The sequence below is a fragment of the Micromonospora sp. NPDC049201 genome (genome assembly GCF_055586805.1).
This window is the reverse complement of sequence record NZ_JBVJHM010000012.1, coordinates 173,662-195,751: the sequence shown is the minus strand read 5'-3', so window position 1 is coordinate 195,751 and position 22,090 is coordinate 173,662. Positions and strand designations below refer to the sequence as shown.

Genomic DNA, 22,090 nt, shown 5'->3' with positions numbered 1-22,090 from the left:
CGGGAACACCGTGGTCATCTGCCGCTCCCTCGCGTTCTCCACAGCGAAGGAGTCTACGGAGCCGCACACTGGAGCCCGTGAGATGCCTCGTCACCGGTGCCACCGGCTACATCGGCGGGCGCCTCGCGCCCCGCCTCCTGACCGAGGGGCACACCGTGCGCTGCCTGGCCCGCAAGGCCGGGCGGCTGCGCGACGTGCCCTGGGCCGCCGACGCGGAGATCGTCGAGGGCGACCTGCGCCGGCCGGAGACGCTGCCGGCCGCGTTCGAGGGCGTGGACGTCGCGTACTACCTGGTCCACTCGCTCGGCCAGCGTGGCTTCGAGGCGGCCGACCGGGAGGCGGCGACGAACTTCGCGGAGGCGGCACGCGCCGCGGGCGTACGCCGGATCGTCTACCTCGGAGGGCCGGAGCCGGCGGAAGGGGACGGCCTGCCCTCGGCGCACCTGCGCTCCCGGGCGGAGGTGGCCCGCATCCTGCTCGACAGCGGCGTGCCGACCGCGGTGCTCCGGGCCGCGGTGATCATCGGCTCCGGTTCGGCCTCGTTCGAGATGCTGCGCTACCTGACCGAGCGGCTGCCGGCGATGGTCACCCCGCGCTGGGTACGCAACCGGATCCAGCCGATCGCGGTCCGGGACGTGCTGCGCTACCTGGCCGGCTGCGCCCACCTGCCGCCCGAGGTGAACCGTGGCTTCGACATCGCCGGGCCGGACGTGCTGACGTTCGCGCAGATGATGCAGCGCTACGCCCGGGTGGCCGGGCTGCGGCCCCGGATCATCCTGCCGGTGCGCCCGCTCACCCCCGGGCTCTCCTCGCACTGGGTCGGTCTGATCACCCCGGTGCCGAACGCGATCGCCCGGCCGCTGGTGGAGAGCCTGATCCACGAGGCGGTGGCGCACGAGCACGACATCGCCCGGTACGTGCCCGACCCGCCCGACGGGCTGACCGGCTTCGACCAGGCGGTCGACCTGGCGCTGGCCAAGGTGCGCGACGCGGCGGTGGAGACGCGCTGGTCGACCGCGAGCGGGCCGGACGCGCCGGCCGAGCCGCTGCCCTCGGACCCGGACTGGTCCGGCGGCACCGCCTACACCGACCTGCGGGAACAGGCGGTGGACGCCCCACCGGCGGCGCTGTGGCGGGTCATCGAGGGTGTCGGCGGCGAGCACGGCTGGTACTCGTTCCCGCTGGCCTGGTCCGTGCGCGGCTGGCTGGACCGGCTGGTCGGCGGCGTGGGGCTGCGCCGTGGCCGGCGCGACCCGCACCGGCTCCAGGTCGGCGAGGCGCTGGACTTCTGGCGGGTGGAGGAGATCGTCCCGGGCGAATTGCTGCGGCTGCGCGCCGAGATGCGGCTGCCCGGCCGGGCCTGGCTGGAGATGCGCGCCGAGCCGGCCGAGGGCGGCCACAGCCGGTACGTCCAGCGCGCCGTCTTCCTCCCGCACGGCCTGCCCGGCCACCTCTACTGGGCCTCGGTCGCCCCGTTCCACGCCGTCGTCTTCGGCGGCATGGCCCGCAACATCGCCCGCAACGCCGAACACCCCACCGGTTAGGCGGGGCCCCTTGTTATCGCCAGGCGTTAATAAGGGGCCCTGCCTTACACGTCAGTTGCCGGTGCGGGGGGTGGTGTGGCGGAAGGCGACTGCCTCGCCCGGGGGGACGAAGTCGCGGACGGGCTGGTCGCGCAGGGCCCAGGCGAGGACGCGGCCGACGGCGGCGATCTGCCGCTTCTGCACGCCGCCGCCGACCGCGTCGCGCGGGTCGTCCGGGTTCGCGGCGATGGTGGCCACCGCGAGCTGCGGGGTGAACGCGACCACGGTCTCCGTCGCGTTCCGCTCCGAACTGCCGGTCTTGCCGGCCAACGGGCGGCGCAGACCCGGGGCCAGTTCCTCGGCCGTGCCGCCGGCACACCTGCGGTACATCGACTGGTCGCCCACCGGGCAGCGGCTGGCGTCGGCCGCCGCGCGGGCCACCTCGGTGTCCAGCACCTGCCGGCAGTCGGCGTCCCCGGCGGCCACCCGCCGGCCGGTCGCGTCCGTGATGGAGACGACCGGGGTGGGCCGGCACCAGGTCCCCTCGGCGGCCACCGTGGCGTACGCGTTGGCCAGGTCGAGCGGCGTGGTGGCGGAGACGCCGAGAGTGAACGGTCCCCAGTTCGCCGCCCCGTCCCGGGCCATCTTCGCGTCCTGCGGCGCGCGGAACACGATGCCCAGCCGCTGGGCCATCTCGACCACCCGGTCCGCGCCGACCCGCTCGGTCAGCCAGGCGAAGTAGGTGTTCACCGAGCGGCCGAACGCGTCCCACATGTCACGGTCGCCGTCCATCCAGTACGTGTTGGCGTTCGCCGGGCACCACCGGCCGCCGCAACTGGCCGGGCCACCGGAGACCGGGTACTTCGTGACGTACACCCGGGGGGCGTCGAACTCGGTGTCCAGCGGCAGCCCGGACTCCAGCGCGGCCAGCAGCGCGAACAGCTTGAACGTGGAGCCGGCCTGGTAGCCGGTGATGTCGCCGCCCCCGGCCACGAGCTGGTTGACCGTGTTCGGGTAGTTCTGCTGCCCGGCCGGGTTGTCGCCCACGCCGTAGCCGCGGTTGACCGCCATGGCCAGCACCCGTCCGGTGCCGGGCTGCACCACCGCGGTCGGCGCGGCCCGCGCGATCGTCTCCGGATAGATCGTCCGTACCTGCTCGCTCGCCTTGGCCTGCACGTCCGGGTCGAGCGAGGAGACGATCGACCAGCCGCCCCGGCGCAGCGTGCGCTGCCGTTCGTCGACGGTCTTGCCGAACGCCGGCTGGGCGTTCCACCACTGGGTGAACCAGTCGCAGAAGAAACCCCAGTCGTTGTGGCCGGCGGGCACCGCGGCGCAGTCGTTCGGGGTGGCGCTGGGCCTGAGGGCCAGTTCGGTGTCCTTGGCCGCGGTCGCCTCCGCCGCGTTCATCCGACCGGTCTCCACCATCCGGTCCAGCACGTACGCCCGGCGGTCCAGCGCGGCCCCGGCGTCGCCGTTGATCGGGTCGTCGTGGTCCGGGGCCCGCACCAGCCCGGCGAGCAGCGCGGCCTGGGCGAGCGTGAGCCGGTCCGGGGTGGTGGAGAAGTAGCGCTTGCTGGCGGCGGCGATGCCGTACGCCCCGGCGCCGAAGTACGCGATGTTCAGGTAGCGCCCGAGGATCTCGTCCTTGCCGACCTGGCGTTCCAGCGTCAGCGCGTACCGCATCTCGCGGATCTTGCGGCCGGCGGTGATCTCGGTGGCCGCGGTTCGCTGCGCCTCGGTCAGCCGGGGGTCACCGGCCAGCGCGTTGCGCACGTACTGCATGGTCAGCGTGGAGGCGCCCTGCCGGGTGCCCTCCGTGCGGTTGGCCGTCAACGCCCGCAGCACGCCTCGCACGTCGACGCCGTGGTGCTCGTAGAAGCGCACGTCCTCGGCGGCCACGATGGCGTCCCGCATCACCGGCGCCACGTCGCCGACCGGCACGTCCACCCGGTCCTCGACGTAGAACGAGGTGATCAGCGTGCGGCCGTCGTTGGCGTACAGGTTGGCGCGTTGCGCCGGTTGCGGCGCCCGGAGCGCCTCCGGCAGCTCGGTGTACGGCATCAGGTTCTTCACGCCCAGCCCGAAGACCAGCGCGGCCGGCAGCGCGGCGGCGGCCAGGGCCAGTCCGGCGAGCACGCCGGCGAGCAGCACGGTGAACAGCTTGTCGAGATGGGCGCGGTTCATCAGCTCTCCCCGCAGGAGCCGGCCGTACGGACCCGTCAAGAATGACCGGATTTGCCGTTTTCGCCGGCACCTTCGACGAAATGCGCAGGAAGTTCGCGAGAAAGGATGAACCTCAGGGGAGCAACGCGGCGGCCAGCGGCTGGACCGTCTCCTCGATCTCGTCGGCCACCCGGCTGAAACACTGGTCGCCCCGGCCCCACGGGTCGTCCAGGTCGTCGGTGGACAACGCCGGGTCGCCCTGGCGGGCCGCGTCGGCGGCGGCCACCAGCGCCATCCCCCGGGCGTGCACCGCCTCCGGCGTCGGCCCGGCGGGCGGCAGAGCGGACCGGTCCAGCCCACCCAGCAGCCGGCCGAACTCGCCCAGCACGAACGTGCGCCCGGCGGCGTCCGGCCGCAGCGCCACCACGTACTCCTGCTGGTCGGCGGTGGCGGTGAGCACCAGGTCGGCGGCGTCGATCAGATCCGAGCGCAACCGCCGCGCGGCGAACCCGGCCACGTCACCACCGCGGGCGGTCACCTGTCGCGCGGCCGGCGGGTTCATCTCCTCGCCGGCGTGCCAGCCGCCGGTGCCGGCGCTGTGGCTGTGCACCAGCGCGTCCGAGCCGGCCGGATCGACGTCGAGCCGGGCCAGCCGCTCCCGCACGGCGAGCAGCAGCAGCCGCTCGGCCATCGGCGACCGGCAGATGTTGCCCATGCAGACGTGCAGGACGGTGAAGGGCGGCACTCAGAACCCCCGCTCGTCGAGGAGCTCCGGCGCCACCTCGCGCAGCTTCGCCACCGACACCGCGCCCTGGCGCAGCACCCGCGGCACCTCGCCGGTCAGGTCGACGATGGTGCTCGGCACCGGGTCCACCGCCGGCCCGGCCTCCAGGTACGCCCGGACGCCGTAACCGAGCTGGTCGCGGGCCTCCTCGGCGGTCAGTGCGGCGGGCTGGCCGACCTTGTTGGCCGAGGCGACCGCCATCGGACCGGTCTCCCGCAGCACCTCCAGGGCGACCGGGTGCAGCGGCATCCGCACCGCCACCGTGCCGCTGGTGTCGCCGAGGTCCCAGGCCAGGCTCGGCGAGTGCTCCACCACGATCGTCAACGCGCCCGGCCAGAACGCCTCGACCAGGTCGCGGGCCACCTGGGGCAGCGAGAAGACCAGGCCGTCGAGGGTGTGCCGGGAGCCGATCAGCACCGGCGGCGCCTGCCGGGTGCCACCCTTGGTGTCCGCCAGAGCCTTCACCGCGTACGGCGTGAACGCGTCCGCCCCGATGCCGTAGACCGTGTCGGTCGGCAGGACGACGAGTTCCCCGTTCTTGACGGCCTCGATGGCAGCGGCGATGCCGCGGTCCCGGTCGGCAGGCGACCGACAGTCGTAGAGCATCACGAGGAGTCAGTCTGCCACGCCGCGCCGGGGTCGGCGTGTCGGCCGTCCGCCCGCCGGGACGCGGTCGCCCAGCGGGGCCGCCCGGCCAGGTCCCGATGCTCCGCCACGTGCTCGTACCGGCCGTCGGCGGCGAGCAGGGCCGGCACCGCCGTGGCGTGCGTGTCGTCGTGCTCGACGCCGATCACCCCGCCCGGACGCAGCAGCGTCGCGGCGCGGGCCACCACCGGCCGGATCACGTCCAGCCCGTCCGCGCCGCCGAACACCGCCTCGTCCGGGTCGTGGCCGGCCACCTCCGGCGGCACGGTCACCGCGCGCGGCACGTACGGCGGGTTGCACAGCAGCACGTCGACGCGGCCGGCCAGCTCCGCCAGCAGCTCCGGGTCGGTGACGTCGGCGACCACCACCTCGACCGGCCGGTCCCCCGCGTCGGCCCGCCCGGCCGCGTTGCGCCGCAGCCAGGCCAGCGCGGCCGGGGAGCGTTCCACCGCCACCACCCGGGCCGCCGGCACCTCCTGGGCGACCGCGAGCGCGATCGCGCCGGAGCCGCTGCACAGGTCGACCACGAGCGGCGCGGCGAGCCGCCGGGCCACCTCGACCCCCCAGCCGGCGAGCAGTTCGGTCTCCGGGCGGGGCACGAACACCCCCGGTCCGACCGCCAGCTCCAGGTGCCGGAAACCGGCCGCGCCGGTGAGGTGCTGCAACGGCTCCCGGGCCACCCGCCGGTCGAGCAGCGCGGCCAGGCGGTCACGTTGGACCGCGGTGAACCCGTCGGCCAGCGCCAGCCGACCGCGCGGCACCCCCAGCACGTACGCGGCCAACTGCTCGGCCTCCGCCCGCGGCGCCGCCACGCCGGCGGCGGCCAGTGTCCGGGCCGCCCGGGCGATCAGCGGCGAGACCCGTTCGCGTTCTGTCCCTTCGGACGGGTGTTGCGGGAGTGTGCTCACGCAATAATCATGAAGCGTCGCGGGTCGCCACACGAGCGGGTGCGTCCGGGCGCACACGTCAGGGAGGTCGCGAGTGGGCTGGCTCGACCAGGTCGAGGACCAGGTTGACGCCCTCCGACGTGCCCGGGCGTTGCAGGAGGCGAGCCGTTCCGCCGAGGCGTGCGTGCTGCTCGAACGCGTGATCCGCACCACCGACGACCCGTACGCCCGCGCCGACGCGCTCGTGCAACGCCTGTCCGCGCTGATCAATCTCGGTCGGACCGCCGAGTTCACCAGAGCCGTCGAGGACGCCTCGGCCGCCGTGCGTGACCTGGCCGAGCCCTACCTGCACGGGCACCTCAACGCGCTGGCCGCGCTCGCCGCCCACCACCAGGGCGCGCTCGACCGCTGCGTGATGCACCTGGTCCGGGCCGCCCGCGCGCTCGGCGCCGACGACACGCCGGACCGGGACACCGCCTGGGGCTGGCACGACCTGGCGATGGCGTACTCGTACCTCAGCTTCCACGGCCACGCGCTCGGCGCGATCGAACGCGCCCGCGAGGTCGGACTGAGCGCGGGCATTCCGGAGGAGACGTTCGCCGCGCCGGGGATCCGACTGCGCAACGCGGTGGCCCTGGACCACAACGGCGACAGCGACGGCTGCCTGCGGGTGCTGCGCGACGTGGCCGGTGACCTGGCCCGGTTCCTGCGCGGTGGGCAGGCCGCCAACCTGCGGCCCAGCAGCCTCACCGCCTACGGCTACGCCGCCGCCCGTCGCGCCGCGCTCGGCGACCGGGTGGAGTCCGCCGGGGACGCCGACCCGAACCGCCTGCTCGGCCACGGCGGGGACAGCGCCCGCGCCCGCGACCTGCGCCAGCTCGGTCAGGTCTGCCTGGCGGTCGCCGCCGGCCGGCCGATCGAGGCGGTCACCCGGCTGGACACGGTCCGGGCCTCCGACGAGACGCTCGGCGCGGCCGAGCCGCCCCGGCTGCGCAGCATCGCGCTGGCCCGGGCCGGCGACCACGCCGGCGCGCACCGTGCCGACCGGCACGCGTTCCGGCTGGCCGCCCGGCGCAGCGACCGCCTGCGCGACGTCTACATCGACGGCATCGCCGCCCGGATCGACCACGAGGAGATGCGCCGCGAGGCCGCCCGGTACGAGGGCGAGGCGCTCACCGACCCGCTCACCGGCCTGCCCAACCGACGCCGGCTGGAGCGTTACCTCGGCGCGGTGGTGTCCCGGGGCGAGCGGGTGGTGATCGGCGTCTGCGACCTCGACGGGTTCAAGGCGGTCAACACGCGGCACGGCCACCACTCCGGCGACCTGGTGCTGCAACGGGTGGCCGGCGTGATCAACCGGGTGATGCGGCGGGGCGACTTCGTGGCCCGATACGGCGGCGACGAGTTCGTCGTGGTGCTCCCCGACACCGTCATGCCGGAGGCGGTCGAGGTGGCCCGCCGGATCGAGGCGGCCGTACGCACCGAGGACTGGGACACCCTGGTCCCGGGCACCCCGGTCGGGGTCACCATCGGGTTCGCGGAGGTCGACGGCAGCACCACGATCAGCGTCCGGGAGGCGTTGGGCGCCGCGTTCGAGCTGGCCGACCGGGAGATGCTGCGCGCGAAGGACCGCCTCCGCGCCAGCTGAGGCGGGTAAGGAAGGGCCCCCTGTTAACGCCTCCGGTATAGGCAGGGCCCCCTTTTAACAGCGCTCCCTCAGCGGCGGGACAGTTCGGTCTCGCCGGCCAGCCGGGCCGCGCGGTCCGCCTCGGTCAGCGCGTCGAGCACCCCGTCCAGTTCGCCGGCCAGCGCCAGGTCGAGGTTGTACGCGGTGTAGCCGATCCGGTGGTCGGTGATCCGGTTCTGCGGGAAGTTGTAGGTGCGGATCCGCTCCGACCGGTCCACGGTGCGCACCTGCGCCTTGCGGGCGTCCGAGGCGGCGGCGTCGGCCTGCTCCTGGGCCGCGGCGAGCAGCCGGGCGCGCAGGATCCGCATCGCCTGCTCGCGGTTCTGGAGCTGCGACTTCTCGTTCTGGCAGGACACCACGATGCCGGTCGGGACGTGGGTGATCCGGACCGCCGAGTCGGTGGTGTTGACCGACTGGCCGCCGGGCCCGGACGAGCGGAACACGTCGATCCGCAGCTCGTTCGCGTCGATGGTGACGTCCACGTCCTCCGCCTCGGGCAGCACCAGTACGCCGGCCGCGCTAGTGTGGATCCGGCCCTGCGACTCGGTCACCGGGACGCGCTGCACCCGGTGCACGCCGCCCTCCCACTTGAGCCGGGACCAGACACCGTTGCCACCCTCGGGCACGCCCTTGGTCTTGATCGCCAGCGAGACGTCCTTCACACCGCCGAGGTCGGAGTCCTGGGCGTCGATCACCTCGGTGGTCCAGCCCCGGCGCTCGGCGTACCTGGTGTACATCCGCAGCAGGTCACCGGCGAACAACGCCGACTCCTCACCGCCCTCGCCGGCCTTGATCTCGACGATCACGTCCTTCGCGTCGTGCGGGTCACGCGGGATGAGCAGTTCGGCGAGCCGTTCCTCGAGCGCCGGCAGGGTGGCCGCGATGGTGTCCGCCTCGGCGGCGAACGCCGGGTCCTCGGCGGCCAGTTCACGCGCGGCGACCAGGTCGGCCCGGGTCTGCTCCAGCTCGCCGGCCGCCTTGTGCAGCGGCACCAGCTCGGCGTACCGCCGGCCGACCCGCCGGGCGGTGCCCTGGTCGGCGTGGATGGCCGGGTCGGCCAGCCGCTTCTCCAGTTCGGCGTACTCGTCGAGGAGGGCGGCCAGGCGCTCACTGCTCATGCTGCGGATGCTCCTTCGGACGACAGGACGACTCGACGACGGGACGACCCGACACCGGCGGAAAACGGACGAACGCCCGTGTCCGGCACGGGGCCGGACACGGGCGTCGTCGACGGAGCTACTTGGCCTTCTTGGCCTGAACCTTGGCGTACTTCTGCTGGAACTTCGCGACCCGACCGGCGGTGTCCAGCACGCGCTGCTTACCGGTGTAGAACGGGTGGCAGGCGCTGCAGGTCTCGACGCTGATGGCGCCGCCCTTGGCGGTGCTGCGGGTCGTGAACGTGTTGCCGCAGGAGCAGCGGACCTCGGTGGTCGCGTACTCCGGGTGGATGTTGGGCTTCATGTCGCCTCGGTCCTTTCGTGGGTGGTCGCCGGGTCGCCGTCGGTGTGCCCCGTCGTGGTGACGGGCTCGGGCGTGAACCGGAACCGGTGGCCGATTGACCAGTGTGCCATGGGCGTCGGCCGGCCGGCACAGCAGGTCCGCCCGCCACAACGCCCGACCACCTCCCCGCATTCCCGCCCACCGCCGGGGCATGCGCGCGCCCCGCCGGCTGGGCTCCTCCCCCAGGACGAGGAGCCCAGCCGGGGGACCTACGCGGCGGGGCGCGCCTGCGCCGCCGCGGTGGTGGTCACCGTGGCCTCGGCGCGGACGCCGTTGACGGTGACCGTGAGCAGGATCCGTGCGCCGGCACGCAGCGTGGTGAGCTGACCGGTCGACGGGTCGAACCGGGCCACGTGCCACGGGCGTACCCCGGTCGCGTCGCCGACGTGCAGGTTGGGCGAGCCCGCCCAGTCGGCGCTCACCGGCGGCCCCACCGGCACCTGCCGGCCGCCGGGCTGGGTGAGCGTGGCGACGACGGCCGCGGGGGCGCCGAGGCGCACCTGGGCCGGCGCGTCCAGCGCGAGCCGGTCGACGTGGGCGTGCGTCTCCGCGGCCACCCACTCCGGCCCCTCGGCGAGCGGGTCGCGGCGGGCCCGCTCCGCCTCCCGTGCGGTGACCGGGTCCACCCCGAACTCGGTCCAGCCGGTGAAACCGCCCTGCCCGGCCGGGGTGGACGGGTCCTTGCCCGCGTTCCCGTTGATCACGTACGGAACGCCGTCCACCCGGTCGGCGTGGAACGTGCCGACGTGCCCGTTGACCATCAACGCGCCCTTGCCGGTCCGGTGCTGGAAGTCGGCCAGCCACTGCTCGACGAGCGCGGCCTCCTTCCGGTCCCCGAGCTGGCTGGCCTTGACCGGGCCCGGGTCGCGCGGCGGGTGGTGGAACAGCACCGCCACCGAGCCGACGGCGCGATCGGCAGCCGCCTCGTCAAGCGTCCGGCGCAGCAGCTCCACCTGGTCGAAGCCGCCCCCGCGCAGCGAGCCGCTGGCCGTGCTCAGGGTGAGGAACCGGGTACCCCGGTGGTCGAAGACACGCGTGGTGTCCCCGAACACACTGCGGAAGTTGTCGATCGGGGCGCCCATGATCTCGTGGTTGCCCGGCACGTAGTGGTAGGGCACCTCACCGCCCAGCTCCTCGTCCAGGATCCGCTTGGCCAGCGCGAAGTCCGCCGGGTACGCGGTGTCCACGAAGTCGCCGTCGATGATCAGGAAGTCCGGCCGGGCGGCGCGGACCTCGCGCAGCGTACGGCGGGCCTGGGCGACCAGTTCGCTGTCCGGGTCGGCGGCGACGAACTGGGCGTCGGAGAGCACCGCGAAGCGCCAGGGCGCGCCGTCGACGGTGCCGTCGCGCAGCACCACCCGGTCGGTGCGGTTCGGCTCCGCGGGCGCCTGCACGTCCGGCGGCACCCGGGCCACCAGGTCGTCGATGACCACCTCGCTGCGGTACTGCTTCGCCGGGTCGGTCTCGGCCACGTAGAACCGGCGCACCCGCACCGGGTACTGCACGCCGGGGGGCACCGCGAACTCGACGTACTTCCAGCCGGTCCAGTCCAGGTACGGGCCGCGCAGCACGAACTGGGTGTCCTGCGCGTCGTGCAGGTGCAGGCTCGGCCACTCGCCGGTGCCGTTCGCCTTGATCCACATGCCGAACGCCTGCGGCTGGCCGGGCACGTCGATCCAGGCCGGCGGGTCGGCGTACGCGGCCCGGGTGCCGGTGGACTGGCTGAAGTCGTACGACATCTTCAGGCCGGCGCCGGTGTGCCCGTCCGCCGGGGCGACCGCGCCGGCGGCCCGGGCCTGGCTGAACCGCCAGGACGCGGCGTCGTCGAAGCCGGCCACCGGCACGTCGGTCAGTCCGACCGTCACCGGCAGCACCGTGCGGTACCCGCCGACGCGGGCGGTGACCAGCGCCGACCCGGACCCACCGAGCGCCGTCACGGACAGGTTGCCGTCGGCGGTGGGGGTGACGGAGAGCAGGTCGTGGTCGTACTCCAGCTTCAGGTCGGCCGGCTCGATCGGCGCGGTGTTGCCCTCGGCGTCGTAGCCGACCACGCCGAACAGGCCGGTGTCGCCGGCCCCGTCGAGGCCGACCCGGTCGACGGTGCCGTCGACGCGCGCCAGCGGGCCGAGCACGGTCAGGTCGAGCGTGCCCCGGGCCCGCCCACGCGCGGCGGTGACGGTGCTCCGGCCGGGGCTGCCGGCCCGGAACACCCCGTCGTCGTCGACCCGGCCGTGGGTGGCGTGCCAGCGCGGCTCGCCGGCCGCCGGCCCGTACGTCTCGTCGTGACCGGCGGCGGTGAGCCGGCGGGTGAGGCCCGGGAAGACCCGGTCCGGCCGGCCGCCCCGGACCGGGGCGACGCCCGGCGCGGCGGTCGGGTCGCTCGCGGTCTCCAGCCAGTACCCGGTGAGCCGGCCGCTGCCCTTCGGCGCGTAGACGGCCAGCCCGTTCGGCACCGGCCGCTCGCTGCCGTCGGAAGGGCTGTTCTCCACCTGGACCGCCGCCGCGCCGGGCTCCCGGGCCAGCAGCGTGGAGGAGCCGCCGCCGTCGAGGTTGAGCGCGTTCGCGGCGCCCAGCTCGACCATCATCCGGCCCATCTCGGTCTGGGTGACACCACGGCTGTCCACCTGCCGGCCGTCCACCGTCAGCATGATCATCCGACGCCCGTCGGCGGAGAACCCGACCGACGTACGCGGGGCCAGCGACTGGTCGGCGATGCTCTGCACCACGCCGTCCCGGACCAGCACGTTCCCGCCGCCCACCGCGGCGCGCAGGTCGCCGCCGTCGGAGGCGCGCGGACGCCAGGACAGGTCCACCGCGTCGCCGGGACGCAACGCGGCGAGCGCGTCCGCCCCGGCCTCCCGGCCGAGCAGCACCGTGCTGCCGGCGGGGATCGGCCCCTCCCCCGCCGTGGTGGCGACCGTGGCCACCCGCCCGCCGGTCACCGTCACCTCGACCACCCGCGCCGCGCCGTCCACCGCACGCTGCCGGGGGTACGCGCCCCAGAGCGGCGTGAACACGCCCACGCCGTCGCGCTGCACCATGTTGTTGAACTGGGTCAGTGGCACCGGGCCGGCGGGCAGCGCGGCGGTGCCCTCGAAGCCGACCTCGACCACCCGGCCGATGCCGCCGGCGCTGATGCCGACCGCGTTGGGGTGCCCGGTGACCGGCGACTGGACCAGCTCGCCGGAACGGATGCCGACGCCCTGGGCGGCACCGGAGTTGTTGATGTCGAAGAAGTCGCCGTTGACGGCCGCCACGGCGCGGGACCGGTCCACCGCCGCCCGCAGCGGCTCGTCCCGGGTGACCGCGCCGGAGTTGACGTAGTCCACGGTCAGCCCGCCGGACAGGTCGGCGGTGAGCGCGTCGGCCCGCAGCCAGCCGGCGGCGTCGTACCTGTCGAAGGAGGTCAGGTCGAGACCGGGCGCGACCGGCCGGGTCGTCTTCGCGGTCTCCAGGCCACCGGCGGGTTCCACCGCGGCCAGCGTGACCGCCGACTCGGGTCGGGAGGAGGCCGCCGGCGCGTCCTCGGCCGCCGTGCCCGTGGGGGTCGCGGTGGTCGGGGTCGCCGTGGTCGACGGGGTGGCCGCCGCGGCCGACGGCATCGGCGCGGCGAGGGTGAGCAGCGGCGTCAGCAGCAGGACGCCGGCGGAACGGATGGATCGACTGCGCAGTCGCATGGACGACAGTCAACCCGACTCTGAACAGAAGTTTCAATACCTCGCGACTGAACCGTAGAAAAACTTCAGCAGGCCGGCGGGTCGCCCGCCCGCCCCGGTACGCGAACGAGGGGCACGGCCGGTGGCCGTGCCCCTCGTCGTCGGTCCGTCAGGTCACTCGCCCGGAGTGGACTTCGCGATCTGCATCAGGAACTCGATGTTGGTGCGGGACTGCTTGAGCCGGTCCAGCAGCAGGTCGAGCGCGGCCTGCGAGTCCAGCGAGTGCAGCACCTTGCGGAGCTTGTGGATGATCGCCAACTCCTCCGGCGCGAGCAGGACCTCCTCCTTGCGCGTACCGGTGGGGTTGATGTCGATCGCCGGGAAGACGCGCTTGTCGGCGATCTTCCGGTCCAGCTTCAGCTCGGCGTTGCCGGTGCCCTTGAACTCCTCGAAGATGACCGTGTCCGCCATGGACCCGGTCTCCACCAGCGCCGTGGCGATGATGGTCAGCGAGCCGCCGTTCTCGATGTTGCGGGCCGCGCCGAGGAAGCGCTTCGGCGGGTAGAGCGCGGTGGAGTCGATACCACCCGACATGATCCGGCCGCTGGCCGGCGCCGCCAGGTTGTACGACCGACCCAGCCGGGTCACCGAGTCGAGCAGCACGACCACGTCGTGCCCCAGCTCGACCAGGCGCTTCGCCCGCTCGATCGCCAGCTCGGCCACCGTGGTGTGGTCCTGCGGCGGACGGTCGAACGTGGCCGCGATGACCTCGCCCTTGATCGACCGCTGCATGTCGGTGACCTCTTCGGGCCGTTCGTCCACCAGCACCACCATCAGGTGGCACTCCGGGTTGTTGCGGGTGATCGCGTTCGCGATCGCCTGCAGCACCATCGTCTTGCCCGCCTTGGGCGGCGACTGGATGAGCGCCCGCTGACCCTTGCCGATCGGCATGACCAGGTCGATGACCCGGGTGGTCAGGATGTGCGGCTCGGTCTCCAGCCGCAGCCGCTCCTGCGGGTAGAGCGGGGTGAGCTTGTAGAACTCCGGCCGGCGCTTCGCCTCGTCCGGCTCCATGCCGTTGATGGTGTCCAGCCGGACCAGCGGGTTGTACTTGTCGCGCCGCTGCTCGCCGTCCCGGGCCGCCCGCACCGCGCCGGTGATGGCGTCACCGCGGCGCAGGCCGTACTTCTTGATCTGGGACATCGAGACGTACACGTCGTTCGGGCCGGCCAGGTAGCCGGTGGTCCGGACGAAGGCGTAGTTGTCGAGCACGTCGATGATGCCGGCCACCGGGACGAGCACGTCGTCCTCGCCGACCTGCGGCTCGCGGACGGCACCGCCGTCGCCGTTCTCGCCCCGCTCGCCGCGGCCCCGCCGACGGTCCCGGAACCGGCTGCGCCGGCCCCGCCGGCCGCCGCTCTCGTCGTCGTCGTCGTTGTCGCGGTTGTCGCGGTTGTCCCGCTCGACGCGCTGCCCCCGGTCGCTGCGGTCGCCCCGATCGTTGCGATCGCTCCGCTCGGCACGCTCGCCCCGGTCGTTGCGGTCGCCCCGCTCGGCACGCTCGCCCCGGTCGTTGCGGTCGCCCCGCTCGGCACGCTCGCCCCGGTCACTGCGATCGTTGCGGTCGCCCCGATCGTTGCGGTCACCCCGGTCGGCACGCTCGTTGCGGTCGCCCCGGTCGTTGCGATCGCCCCGGTCGGCACGCTCGCCCCGATCGTTGCGGTCACCCCGCTCGGCCCGGTCGGTGCGCTCACCCCGGTCGCGGCCCCGGCCTTCGGCACGCTCGTCGCGCTCGGCCCGCTCGCCGCCGCCGCCCTCGGTCCGCTCGGCACCGCGCTCGGCCCGCTCGCCGCCGCGCTCGGCCCGCTCAGCACCGCGCTCGGCCCGCTCAGCACCGCGCTCGGCCCGCTCAGCACCGCGCTCGGTCCGCTCGGTCCGCTCGGTCCGCTCGCCGATCTCGGCGGGCGCCTCCGCGGCGGGTGCCTCGGCCGGACGCGCCTCGGTGGCCGCGGTGGCGGCCCGGGTACGACGGCCACGGGTGCGGCCCTCGGTCGCCTCGGCGGCCGGCGCCTGCTCGGCGGGACGACGCCCGGCCTCGGCCCGCTCCTCACGGACCTCGGCGTGCACCTCCTCGCGTGCGGGAGCCGCCGCGGCCGCAACCTCGGCCCGCGGTCGAGGGGTACCGGCGGCGGCGCCGCCCTGCCGCTCGGTGATCGCACTGATCAGCTCGCCCTTGCGCATGCGAGCCGTACCAGAGATGCCGAGCGACGCGGCCAGGCTCTGGAGCTCCGGCAGCAGCATCGCCGACAGGCCGGTACCGCTACGCCGACGGCGCGTGGGGGCGGCGGTGGTGGCATCGCCAGCGACGTTGGAAACATCCGACGTCACGTCGGTGGTGTCGCTCAATGGATTCCTTCCCTCGATAGGCCGGGGCTGCCCGGGGTCGTGGAGCCAGGTGGCCGGGCGGCCTCGGTGCACCCGCCTCGCATGGACGCGTCGCGGGAGTCTGTAACACAGCAGCAGGGCGGTCTCCCGACTCACCAACCTCGGTGAGCAGGTCTCGCCGTCTGCGGCGACCTGCGGAAACTGCGGTGCGGCGTGGGCCTTGGCAGGGGTGACGGGCTGACCGCCGAGAGCTTCGGGGGTGCGCCGAACCGCAGGAAGATCGCATGCTTCGCGGCTGTGCTCGGTCTAGAGGGTAATCAACTCTTCCGACCTGCGGCAACAGGGTCCCGCTCGGCGTGTCAAAGTGTACCCCGGAAAACCCGGGCTCCGCTGACATCTGTCGGCAACTCCCACCGGCGCCATTCTGTTCCCGGCTCGAAGCCCGCCGGCACGTCGGAGAGTGCCAGCACGGTCGGGCCCGCCCCACTGATCACGGCAGCCACACCCGCCGCACGCAGCGCGGCGACCAGCCGGGCGCTGGCCGGCATCCCCGGGGCCCGCTGCTCCTGGTGCAGGCGGTCGACGGTGGCCGGCAGCAGCAGCGCCGGGTCGGCGGTCAGCGCGTGCACCAGCAGCGCGGCCCGGCCCGCGTTGGCCGCGGCGTCGGCGTGCGGCACGGTGGCCGGCAGGGCGGCCCGGGCCGCCGCGGTCAGGCCCCGCTCGGCCGGCACGAAGACGGTGGGCCGGACGGCGGACGCCACCGGCAGCGAGACCGCCCGGGCGCCGGACGGCTCCGTCCAGGCGATCGTGAAGCCGCCGAGCAGGCACGGGGCCACGTTGTCCGGATGCCCCTCCAGCTCCGCCGCCAGGCGCAGCGCGGCCTCGTCGTCCAGCCGCTGCCCGCCGTCGACCACCAGCGCGCGGGCCGCCAGCACCCCGGCCACGATGGCCGCCGAGGACGACCCGAGACCACGGGCCTGCGGGATCCGGTTGACGCACTCAAGCGCCAGGCCGGCGGGCTGCGCGCCCAGCACGTCGAACGCGGCCCGCATGGCGGTCACCACCAGGTGCCGGTCGTCCGCCGGCAGCTCACCGGCGCCCTCGCCGGTGACCACCACCCGGACGCCGCCGCCGGTCACCTCGGCCGTCACGTCGTCGTGCCGGCCGAGGGCCAGCCCGAGCGCGTCGAACCCGGGGCCGAGATTGGCGCTGGTCGCGGGCACCCGGACCCGGACCGGACCGGAGGCGAAAGTCGTCGGCACCGGCTCATGCTAGGGCCTGGCACCGACACCGCGGCGGACCGCCCGCAGCGTGGGACCGCCGGACGGGCCGCCCGTCCCGCCGCACCCGCTCGCCGCCGTAAACGACAGGATCACGCCGGCCGGCAGCACCCGCTCCCGGGTCAACCGGCCGGCGGCTGCGCCGGATCGGTGAGCGACAGGCGCCGGGTGGCGAACCGCCAGCCGATCGCGTAGACCACGGTGACCAGGCCGCAGCCGGCCAGCACGGTGCGCTCGTCCACCCGGTCCACCACCAGCGCCACCACCAGCTGGCTGAGCGCGATGGCCAGCGTGGCGAGCATCATGTCGGTGGCGAAGACCCGGCCGCGCAGCCGGTCCGGCACCTCGCCCTGGAGCGCGTAGTTGGACAACACCCAGTTGCTGCCGCCCCCCAGGTGGGCCAGGAAGACCAACACCAGCACCAGCGGGAACCAGGACACCGCCGAGGCCCCCAGGTAGGCCAGGCCGTACGTCGACATGGACAGCGCCAGGCCGGTGAGCAGCCAGGCCCGGTTGCTGAGCACCCGGCGCATCAGGATCGGGCCGACCAGCGCGCCGGCGCCGCGGGCGGCGAACAGCAGACCGGCGCCGACCGCCCCGACCCCGTACACGCCGGCCAGCAGCGGGAAGACGGTCAGCACGCCGTTGCCCAGGCCGACCGCCGACTTCACCGTCACCAGCGCGAGCACGCGCGGCCGGCGGGCGATGTAGCCGAGCGCCTCGCGGATCGCCGCCGAGGGACGCGGCACGCCCGCCGCCGGGTCCCGGGGCGCCTGGAGGGGCCGCCGGATCAGTGCGGCCAGCGCCGCCGCCCCGGCCAGGCCCGCCGCGGCCACCCAGAAGCAGGCGTACGGGCCGGCGGCGGCGCTCAGGATGCCGCCGAGCGAGGCGCCGACCACCGCCATCGTGCCCCAGGCCGAGCCGGCGACCGCGTTGGCCGCCGCGAGGTCCACCGGATCGACCACGTTGGGCAGCGCGGCCTGGGCGGCCGGCGAGTAGAACGCCTTCGCCACGGCCACGACCGCGATGGCCAGCAGCGCCAGCCAGGCGGTCCCGGCGCCGCGCACACCGAGCAGCAGCAGGATGCCGGCGAACGCGGCCACATTGGCCGCCATCATCACCTTGCGGCGGTCGAACCGGTCGGCGACGGTGCCCGCGTACGGGAGCAGCAGGGCGGTGGTGCCGGTGTCCACGGCCAGCACCAGCGCGCCCCAGATCCCGCTGCCGGTCAGCTCCGGCAGCAGCACGAGCAGCGGCACCATGACGAACCAGTCGGCGCCGAAGACCACCAGCTCGGCGAGGAACAGGTTGCGGAAGTCGCGGTTGCGGACGAGGACCGCGAGGGTGGGTGACACGCCGGCACCCTATCGGGCGGCTCCCGGGGCGGTGGTGCGACGCAGCAGGTCGGAAACGGTGACGAACGCATAGCCCCGGGCCCGCAGCCCGGCGATCATGTCGGGCAGGCCGCGGAGCGCGACCAGCCGCCGCTCGTCGCCGACGTCGTGGCCGAGCAGGATGGTGCCGGGCCGCACGTCGGCCACCATGCGCCGGGCGTGCCCGGCCGGGTCGTGCGGGAACTCGCTCTCCACCATCTGGAGTGTCCAGAGCACCAGCCGGTAGTCCAGTTGGGCCGCCGCGTACAACACCGCCCCGCCCAGGTGCCCCCAGGGCGGGCGGAGCAGCCGGGGCGCCGTGCCGGTGGCCGCGGTGATCGCGTCGTGGCTGCGGCGCAGGTCGTCGTGGACCGCCGCGGCGTCCATCCGGGCCAGGTCGTGGTGCGCCCAACTGTGGTTGCCCACCTCGTGGCCGCCCATCCGGCCGCGCACCAGCGCGGCGTGCCGGCGGGCCCGCTCACCGACCAGGAAGAACGTGGCCGGCACCCGGTGCTCGGCCAGGGTGTCCAGCACCATCGGCGTCCACTGTGGCCGTGGCCCGTCGTCGAACGTCAGCGCCACCAGCGGCTCACCGGTGCGGACACCCCACACCACCTGCACGCCGCCCCCGCCGACGTCCTGGCGGCGGTTGCCGAGCGTCGCGCTGGCCGGGCCGCCGGCCAGCGGCAGCCGGCGGTCGGCCACCCACGTGCTCTCCAGGGTCGCGGCGGAACCCAGCGCGGCACCGCCGAGCAGCAGCGCCGACCGGCGCAGCAGCACTCGGCGACCCCACCGGCCCCTGCCGTCCGCCATCGCGCCCCCGCACCCAAAGTAGGCACCAGCTCACCGAGCGTACCGCTCCGGTGGGTCTCGGCGTGCCCCCGCGTGCGGGAAGTGTGAGAGGGGGCCCCGCCTATGCAGAAGGCGTTAAGCGGGGCCCCCTCCTTTCACTCGGTGGGGGGAAGAGGGGAACGGCGGCTCTTCGGCAGCCGGAGCACCTCGAACTGGTCGGTGCCGTCGACCAGCGCCCCGGACGGACGGGCCGGCGGCTCGGGCGGGCCGTCCCCGCCGCCCACGGTCACCGGCGCCGGGGCCGGCGTCTCGACCGGCTCGACCGGCGTGCCGGAACCGGTCGGCCCCGGCACGCCCCGGCGGCGGTCCCGACGGTCCCGGAACGAGCCCTTGGTGCGCTCGACCATGGTGTAGAGCGTCGGCACCAGCACCAGCGTCAGCAGCGTCGAGCTGAGCAGACCACCGATCACCACGATCGCCAGCGGCTTCGAGATGAACCCGCCCTCACCGGTCAGCCCGAACGCCATCGGCAGCAGCGCGAACACGGTGGCGACCGCGGTCATCAGAATCGGTCGCAGCCGGCGCCGGCCGCCCTCGACCACCGCCTCGGTGACGCCCATGCCCTGTGCCCGGTACTGGTTGATCAGGTCGAGCAGCACGATCGCGTTGGTCACCACGATGCCGACCAGCATGAGCACGCCGATCAGCGCCGGCACGCCCAGCGGCGTCCCGGTGGCCAGCAGCAGCGCGATCGCGCCGGTCGCCGCGAACGGCACCGAGATCAGCAGGATCAGCGCCTGGGTCAGGCTGCGGAACGTGGCCACCATGATCAGGAAGACGATCGCGATGGCGGCCAGCACCGCCAGGCCGAGGTCCGCGAACGCGTCCGCCTGGTCGGCGCTCACCCCGCCGATGACGTACGTGGCACCCGGCACGTCCAGCGCGTCCAGCTTCTTCTGGAGCTCAGACGTGGTGGCGCCGAGGTTCGAGCCGGTGGCCGTGCCGGTCACCGAGACGCTGCGCTCGCCGTCGATCCGGGTCACCTGCTGCGGCCCGTCGACCTGGTTGACGTCGGCGATCGCGTCCAACGTCACCGGCCCCACCCGCAGCGCCCGCAGCTCCGCCACGCTCAGCGGCGGCTTCGCCCCGTTGCTCAGCACCACGTCCTGCGCCGTGCCGTCCAGCGTGACCTGGCCCAGCGGCACCCCCCGGTACGTCTGCGCGACGAGCTGCCCGACGGCCGCCTCGGTGAGACCCGCGCGGGCCGCGGCGACCCGGTCCACGGTCACCTCGACCCGGGGCATCCGGGTGGCCAGGCCGGTGGTGACGTCCTCGACGCCGGAGGTACCGGCCATCGCGGCCCGGACCTCCTCCGCCGCCCGGGTCAGCGTCTCCTGGTCGGCGGCCTGCACCACCACCTCGACCTGGTTGGCCGAGGCGTCCTGCCCGCCGCCGAAGGTCAGCTCGCCGACCTCCGGGCCGAGCGCGTCGAACTCCTTGCGCAGCGTCTCCCGCACCGACTTGGCGTCGGTGTCGCCGGAGAGCGCCAGCGACCAGGAGGCGCTGTCACTGCCGCCGCCCCCGGCCCACGGGTTGTCCCCGCCACCGGCGCTGACCTGGTAGGTCTCCACGCCCGGCGTACGCTTCAGCACCTCCTCGACGCGGGCGGCGGCCCGGTCGGTGCCGGTGAGCCCGGTGCCGGCCGGCATCTCCTGCCGGATGGCCAGGGTGTCCTGGCCGGAGTCGTCCAGGAAGTTGGTCTCCAGCTTCTGCGCCAGGCCGAACGTGCCCAGCAGCACCAGCAGACCGAGCGCCACGGTGGCCCACCGGCTCTTCCGCGACCGGGTGGCGAAGCCGATCACCGGCAGGTACGCCCGCTGGAGCGGGCTGCGCAGCTCCTTCTCCTCGGCCGCGCGACGGGCGGCCTCGTCGTCCGCGCCGCGGCGCGGCCGGAGGAACCAGTACGCCAGCACCGGGATCACGGTCAGCGACACCAGCAGCGAGGCGAGCAGGGCCACCGTCACGGTGATCGCGAACGGCGCGAAGAGCTGCCCGACGAAGCCGCCGACCAGGGCGATCGGCGCGAAGACGGCGACCGTGGTCAGCGTGGAGGCGGTGACCGCGCCGGCCACCTCGCGGACCGCGGCCAGGATCGCGTCGCGTTTCTCCTCGCCGTACTCCAGGTGCCGTTTGATGTTCTCCAGCACCACGATGGAGTCGTCCACCACCCGGCCGACCGCGATGGTCAACGCGCCGAGCGTGAGCAGGTTCAGCGAGTAGTCGCCGGCCCAGAGCACGATCAGCGCGACCAGCACCGACAGCGGGATGGACACCGCGGTGACCACGGTGGACCGCACCGAGAGCAGGAACACCAGGATCACCACCACGGCCATCAGCAGGCCGAGCAGGCCCTCGGTGGTGAGACTCTCGATGGACCGCTCGACGAACGGGGCCTGGTCGAAGACGACGGTCAGCTCCGCGCCGGAGGCGGTCTGCAACTCGGCCAGCCGGTCGCGGATGTCGTGCGAGATGCCGACCGCGTTGCCGTCCGGGCTGGCGGTCACCGCGATGCCCAGGCTCGGCTTGCCGTTGGTGCGGGTGAACGACGTCGCCGGGGCGAGCTGCTGCTCCACCCTCGCCACGTCACCGAGCCGCACCGGCGCGGCCGGCGCGGTGGTGAGCACGATGCCCCGCAGGTCGTCCACCGTGCGGATCGGCGTGCCGACCTGCACCGGCAGCGACCGGTCGCCGTCGGCCAGCGCGCCGGCCGGCACCGCCACGCCGTTCGACTTGAGCGCCGACGCGATGGCGGTCGGGGCCACCCGGGCGGCGGCCAGCTTCGCCGGGTCGGGCGTGATCGCCACCACCTGGTCGCGGGCGCCGGTCACGTTCACCGAACGGACGCCGTCCAGCCCCTCCAGCTCCGGCACCACGGTGGCGCGCAGCTTCTCGGCCAGCGCCCGCTCGTCGCCGTCGCCGGTCGCGGCGACCACCACCGCGGGCAGGTCGTCGGTGCTGCCGGCGATCACCTGCGGGTCGACGCCCTCCGGGAGCTGGGCCCGGTTGATCGCGGTCTCCATCTTGTTGACCACGTCGTCCAGGTCGGTGCCGAACTCGTACTGCACCTGGACGGTGGCCGCGCCCTCGCGCGAGGTGGAGGTGACCTTCTCCAGCCCCGGAATGCCCTGGAGGCTGTTCTCGATCGGCTCGGCGACCTGGGACTCGACGATCTCGGGGGCGGCGCCCGGGTACGGCGCCACGATGAACGCCGCCGGGAATTCCAGCGAGGGCAGCAGCTGCTGCTTCAGCGACGGCACGGCGAACGCGCCGAACGCGGCGGTCACCAACGCGATCAGGGCGATCAGGCCCCGGTTGGCAAGACTGAATCTGGCGAGCAACGACATGGGCGTTGGTC

General features: G+C 74.4%; 14 protein-coding genes. 2 read left to right on the top strand and 12 right to left on the bottom strand.

Annotation, left to right across the window (positions count from 1 at the left end; translation table 11 throughout):
- Positions 1 to 77: 77 nt before the first annotated feature.
- Positions 78 to 1,544 carry an SDR family oxidoreductase gene (locus ACZ6O5_RS25470; protein WP_465980258.1) on the top strand — a complete coding sequence of 489 codons (1,467 nt, stop codon included), beginning with the start codon at positions 78 to 80 and terminating at the stop codon, positions 1,542 to 1,544.
- A gap of 51 nt (positions 1,545 to 1,595) precedes the next feature.
- Here ACZ6O5_RS25470 and ACZ6O5_RS25465 read toward each other — a convergent pair whose 3' ends face one another.
- The 4 genes from ACZ6O5_RS25465 to prmC form a co-directional block, all read right to left on the bottom strand.
- Positions 1,596 to 3,707, bottom strand: a complete 2,112-nt coding sequence (locus tag ACZ6O5_RS25465; RefSeq protein ID WP_465980257.1) for a transglycosylase domain-containing protein — start codon at positions 3,705 to 3,707, stop codon at positions 1,596 to 1,598.
- A gap of 112 nt (positions 3,708 to 3,819) precedes the next feature.
- Positions 3,820 to 4,431, bottom strand: coding sequence for an arsenate reductase/protein-tyrosine-phosphatase family protein (locus tag ACZ6O5_RS25460; RefSeq protein WP_431932709.1), 612 nt, complete (start codon positions 4,429 to 4,431; stop codon positions 3,820 to 3,822).
- Complete coding sequence (locus tag ACZ6O5_RS25455; protein WP_465980256.1) at positions 4,432 to 5,076, bottom strand: L-threonylcarbamoyladenylate synthase; 645 nt, start codon at positions 5,074 to 5,076, stop codon at positions 4,432 to 4,434.
- Positions 5,076 to 6,023: a peptide chain release factor N(5)-glutamine methyltransferase gene (prmC, locus tag ACZ6O5_RS25450; protein WP_465980255.1), complete on the bottom strand. Its 948-nt coding sequence runs from the start codon at positions 6,021 to 6,023 to the stop codon at positions 5,076 to 5,078. The genes ACZ6O5_RS25455 and prmC overlap by 1 nt, the downstream gene beginning before the upstream one ends.
- A gap of 73 nt (positions 6,024 to 6,096) precedes the next feature.
- On the opposite strand from prmC, the gene ACZ6O5_RS25445 reads away from it, so the two are divergent.
- Entirely contained in the window at positions 6,097 to 7,650 is a 1,554-nt protein-coding gene (locus ACZ6O5_RS25445) for a GGDEF domain-containing protein (RefSeq protein ID WP_465980254.1), read from the top strand.
- Positions 7,651 to 7,718: 68 nt separating this feature from the next.
- On the opposite strand, the gene prfA is transcribed toward ACZ6O5_RS25445, so the two are convergent.
- The 8 genes from prfA to ACZ6O5_RS25405 all read right to left on the bottom strand — a co-directional run bounded on the left by prfA (position 7,719) and on the right by ACZ6O5_RS25405 (position 22,079).
- Entirely contained in the window at positions 7,719 to 8,807 is a 1,089-nt protein-coding gene (gene prfA, locus ACZ6O5_RS25440; RefSeq protein WP_465980253.1) for a peptide chain release factor 1, read from the bottom strand.
- A gap of 118 nt (positions 8,808 to 8,925) precedes the next feature.
- The gene (gene rpmE, locus ACZ6O5_RS25435; RefSeq protein ID WP_073828674.1) at positions 8,926 to 9,150 is read right to left on the bottom strand and encodes a 50S ribosomal protein L31; all 225 of its coding nucleotides are present in this window, start codon (positions 9,148 to 9,150) and stop codon (positions 8,926 to 8,928) included.
- Between the two features lie 248 nt (positions 9,151 to 9,398).
- Positions 9,399 to 12,866 carry a phosphodiester glycosidase family protein gene (locus ACZ6O5_RS25430; protein ID WP_465980252.1) on the bottom strand — a complete coding sequence of 1,156 codons (3,468 nt, stop codon included), beginning with the start codon at positions 12,864 to 12,866 and terminating at the stop codon, positions 9,399 to 9,401.
- Positions 12,867 to 13,019: 153 nt separating this feature from the next.
- Positions 13,020 to 15,251, bottom strand: a complete 2,232-nt coding sequence (gene rho / locus ACZ6O5_RS25425; RefSeq protein ID WP_465980251.1) for a transcription termination factor Rho — start codon at positions 15,249 to 15,251, stop codon at positions 13,020 to 13,022.
- Positions 15,252 to 15,589: 338 nt separating this feature from the next.
- Positions 15,590 to 16,492 carry a homoserine kinase gene (gene thrB / locus ACZ6O5_RS25420; protein WP_465980250.1) on the bottom strand — a complete coding sequence of 301 codons (903 nt, stop codon included), beginning with the start codon at positions 16,490 to 16,492 and terminating at the stop codon, positions 15,590 to 15,592.
- 140 nt (positions 16,493 to 16,632) lie between these two features.
- Positions 16,633 to 17,865, bottom strand: coding sequence for an MFS transporter (locus ACZ6O5_RS25415; protein ID WP_465980249.1), 1,233 nt, complete (start codon positions 17,863 to 17,865; stop codon positions 16,633 to 16,635).
- A gap of 9 nt (positions 17,866 to 17,874) precedes the next feature.
- Positions 17,875 to 18,696, bottom strand: coding sequence for a polysaccharide deacetylase family protein (locus ACZ6O5_RS25410; protein ID WP_465980248.1), 822 nt, complete (start codon positions 18,694 to 18,696; stop codon positions 17,875 to 17,877).
- Between the two features lie 134 nt (positions 18,697 to 18,830).
- Entirely contained in the window at positions 18,831 to 22,079 is a 3,249-nt protein-coding gene (locus ACZ6O5_RS25405; protein WP_465980247.1) for an efflux RND transporter permease subunit, read from the bottom strand.
- Positions 22,080 to 22,090 lie beyond the last annotated feature (11 nt).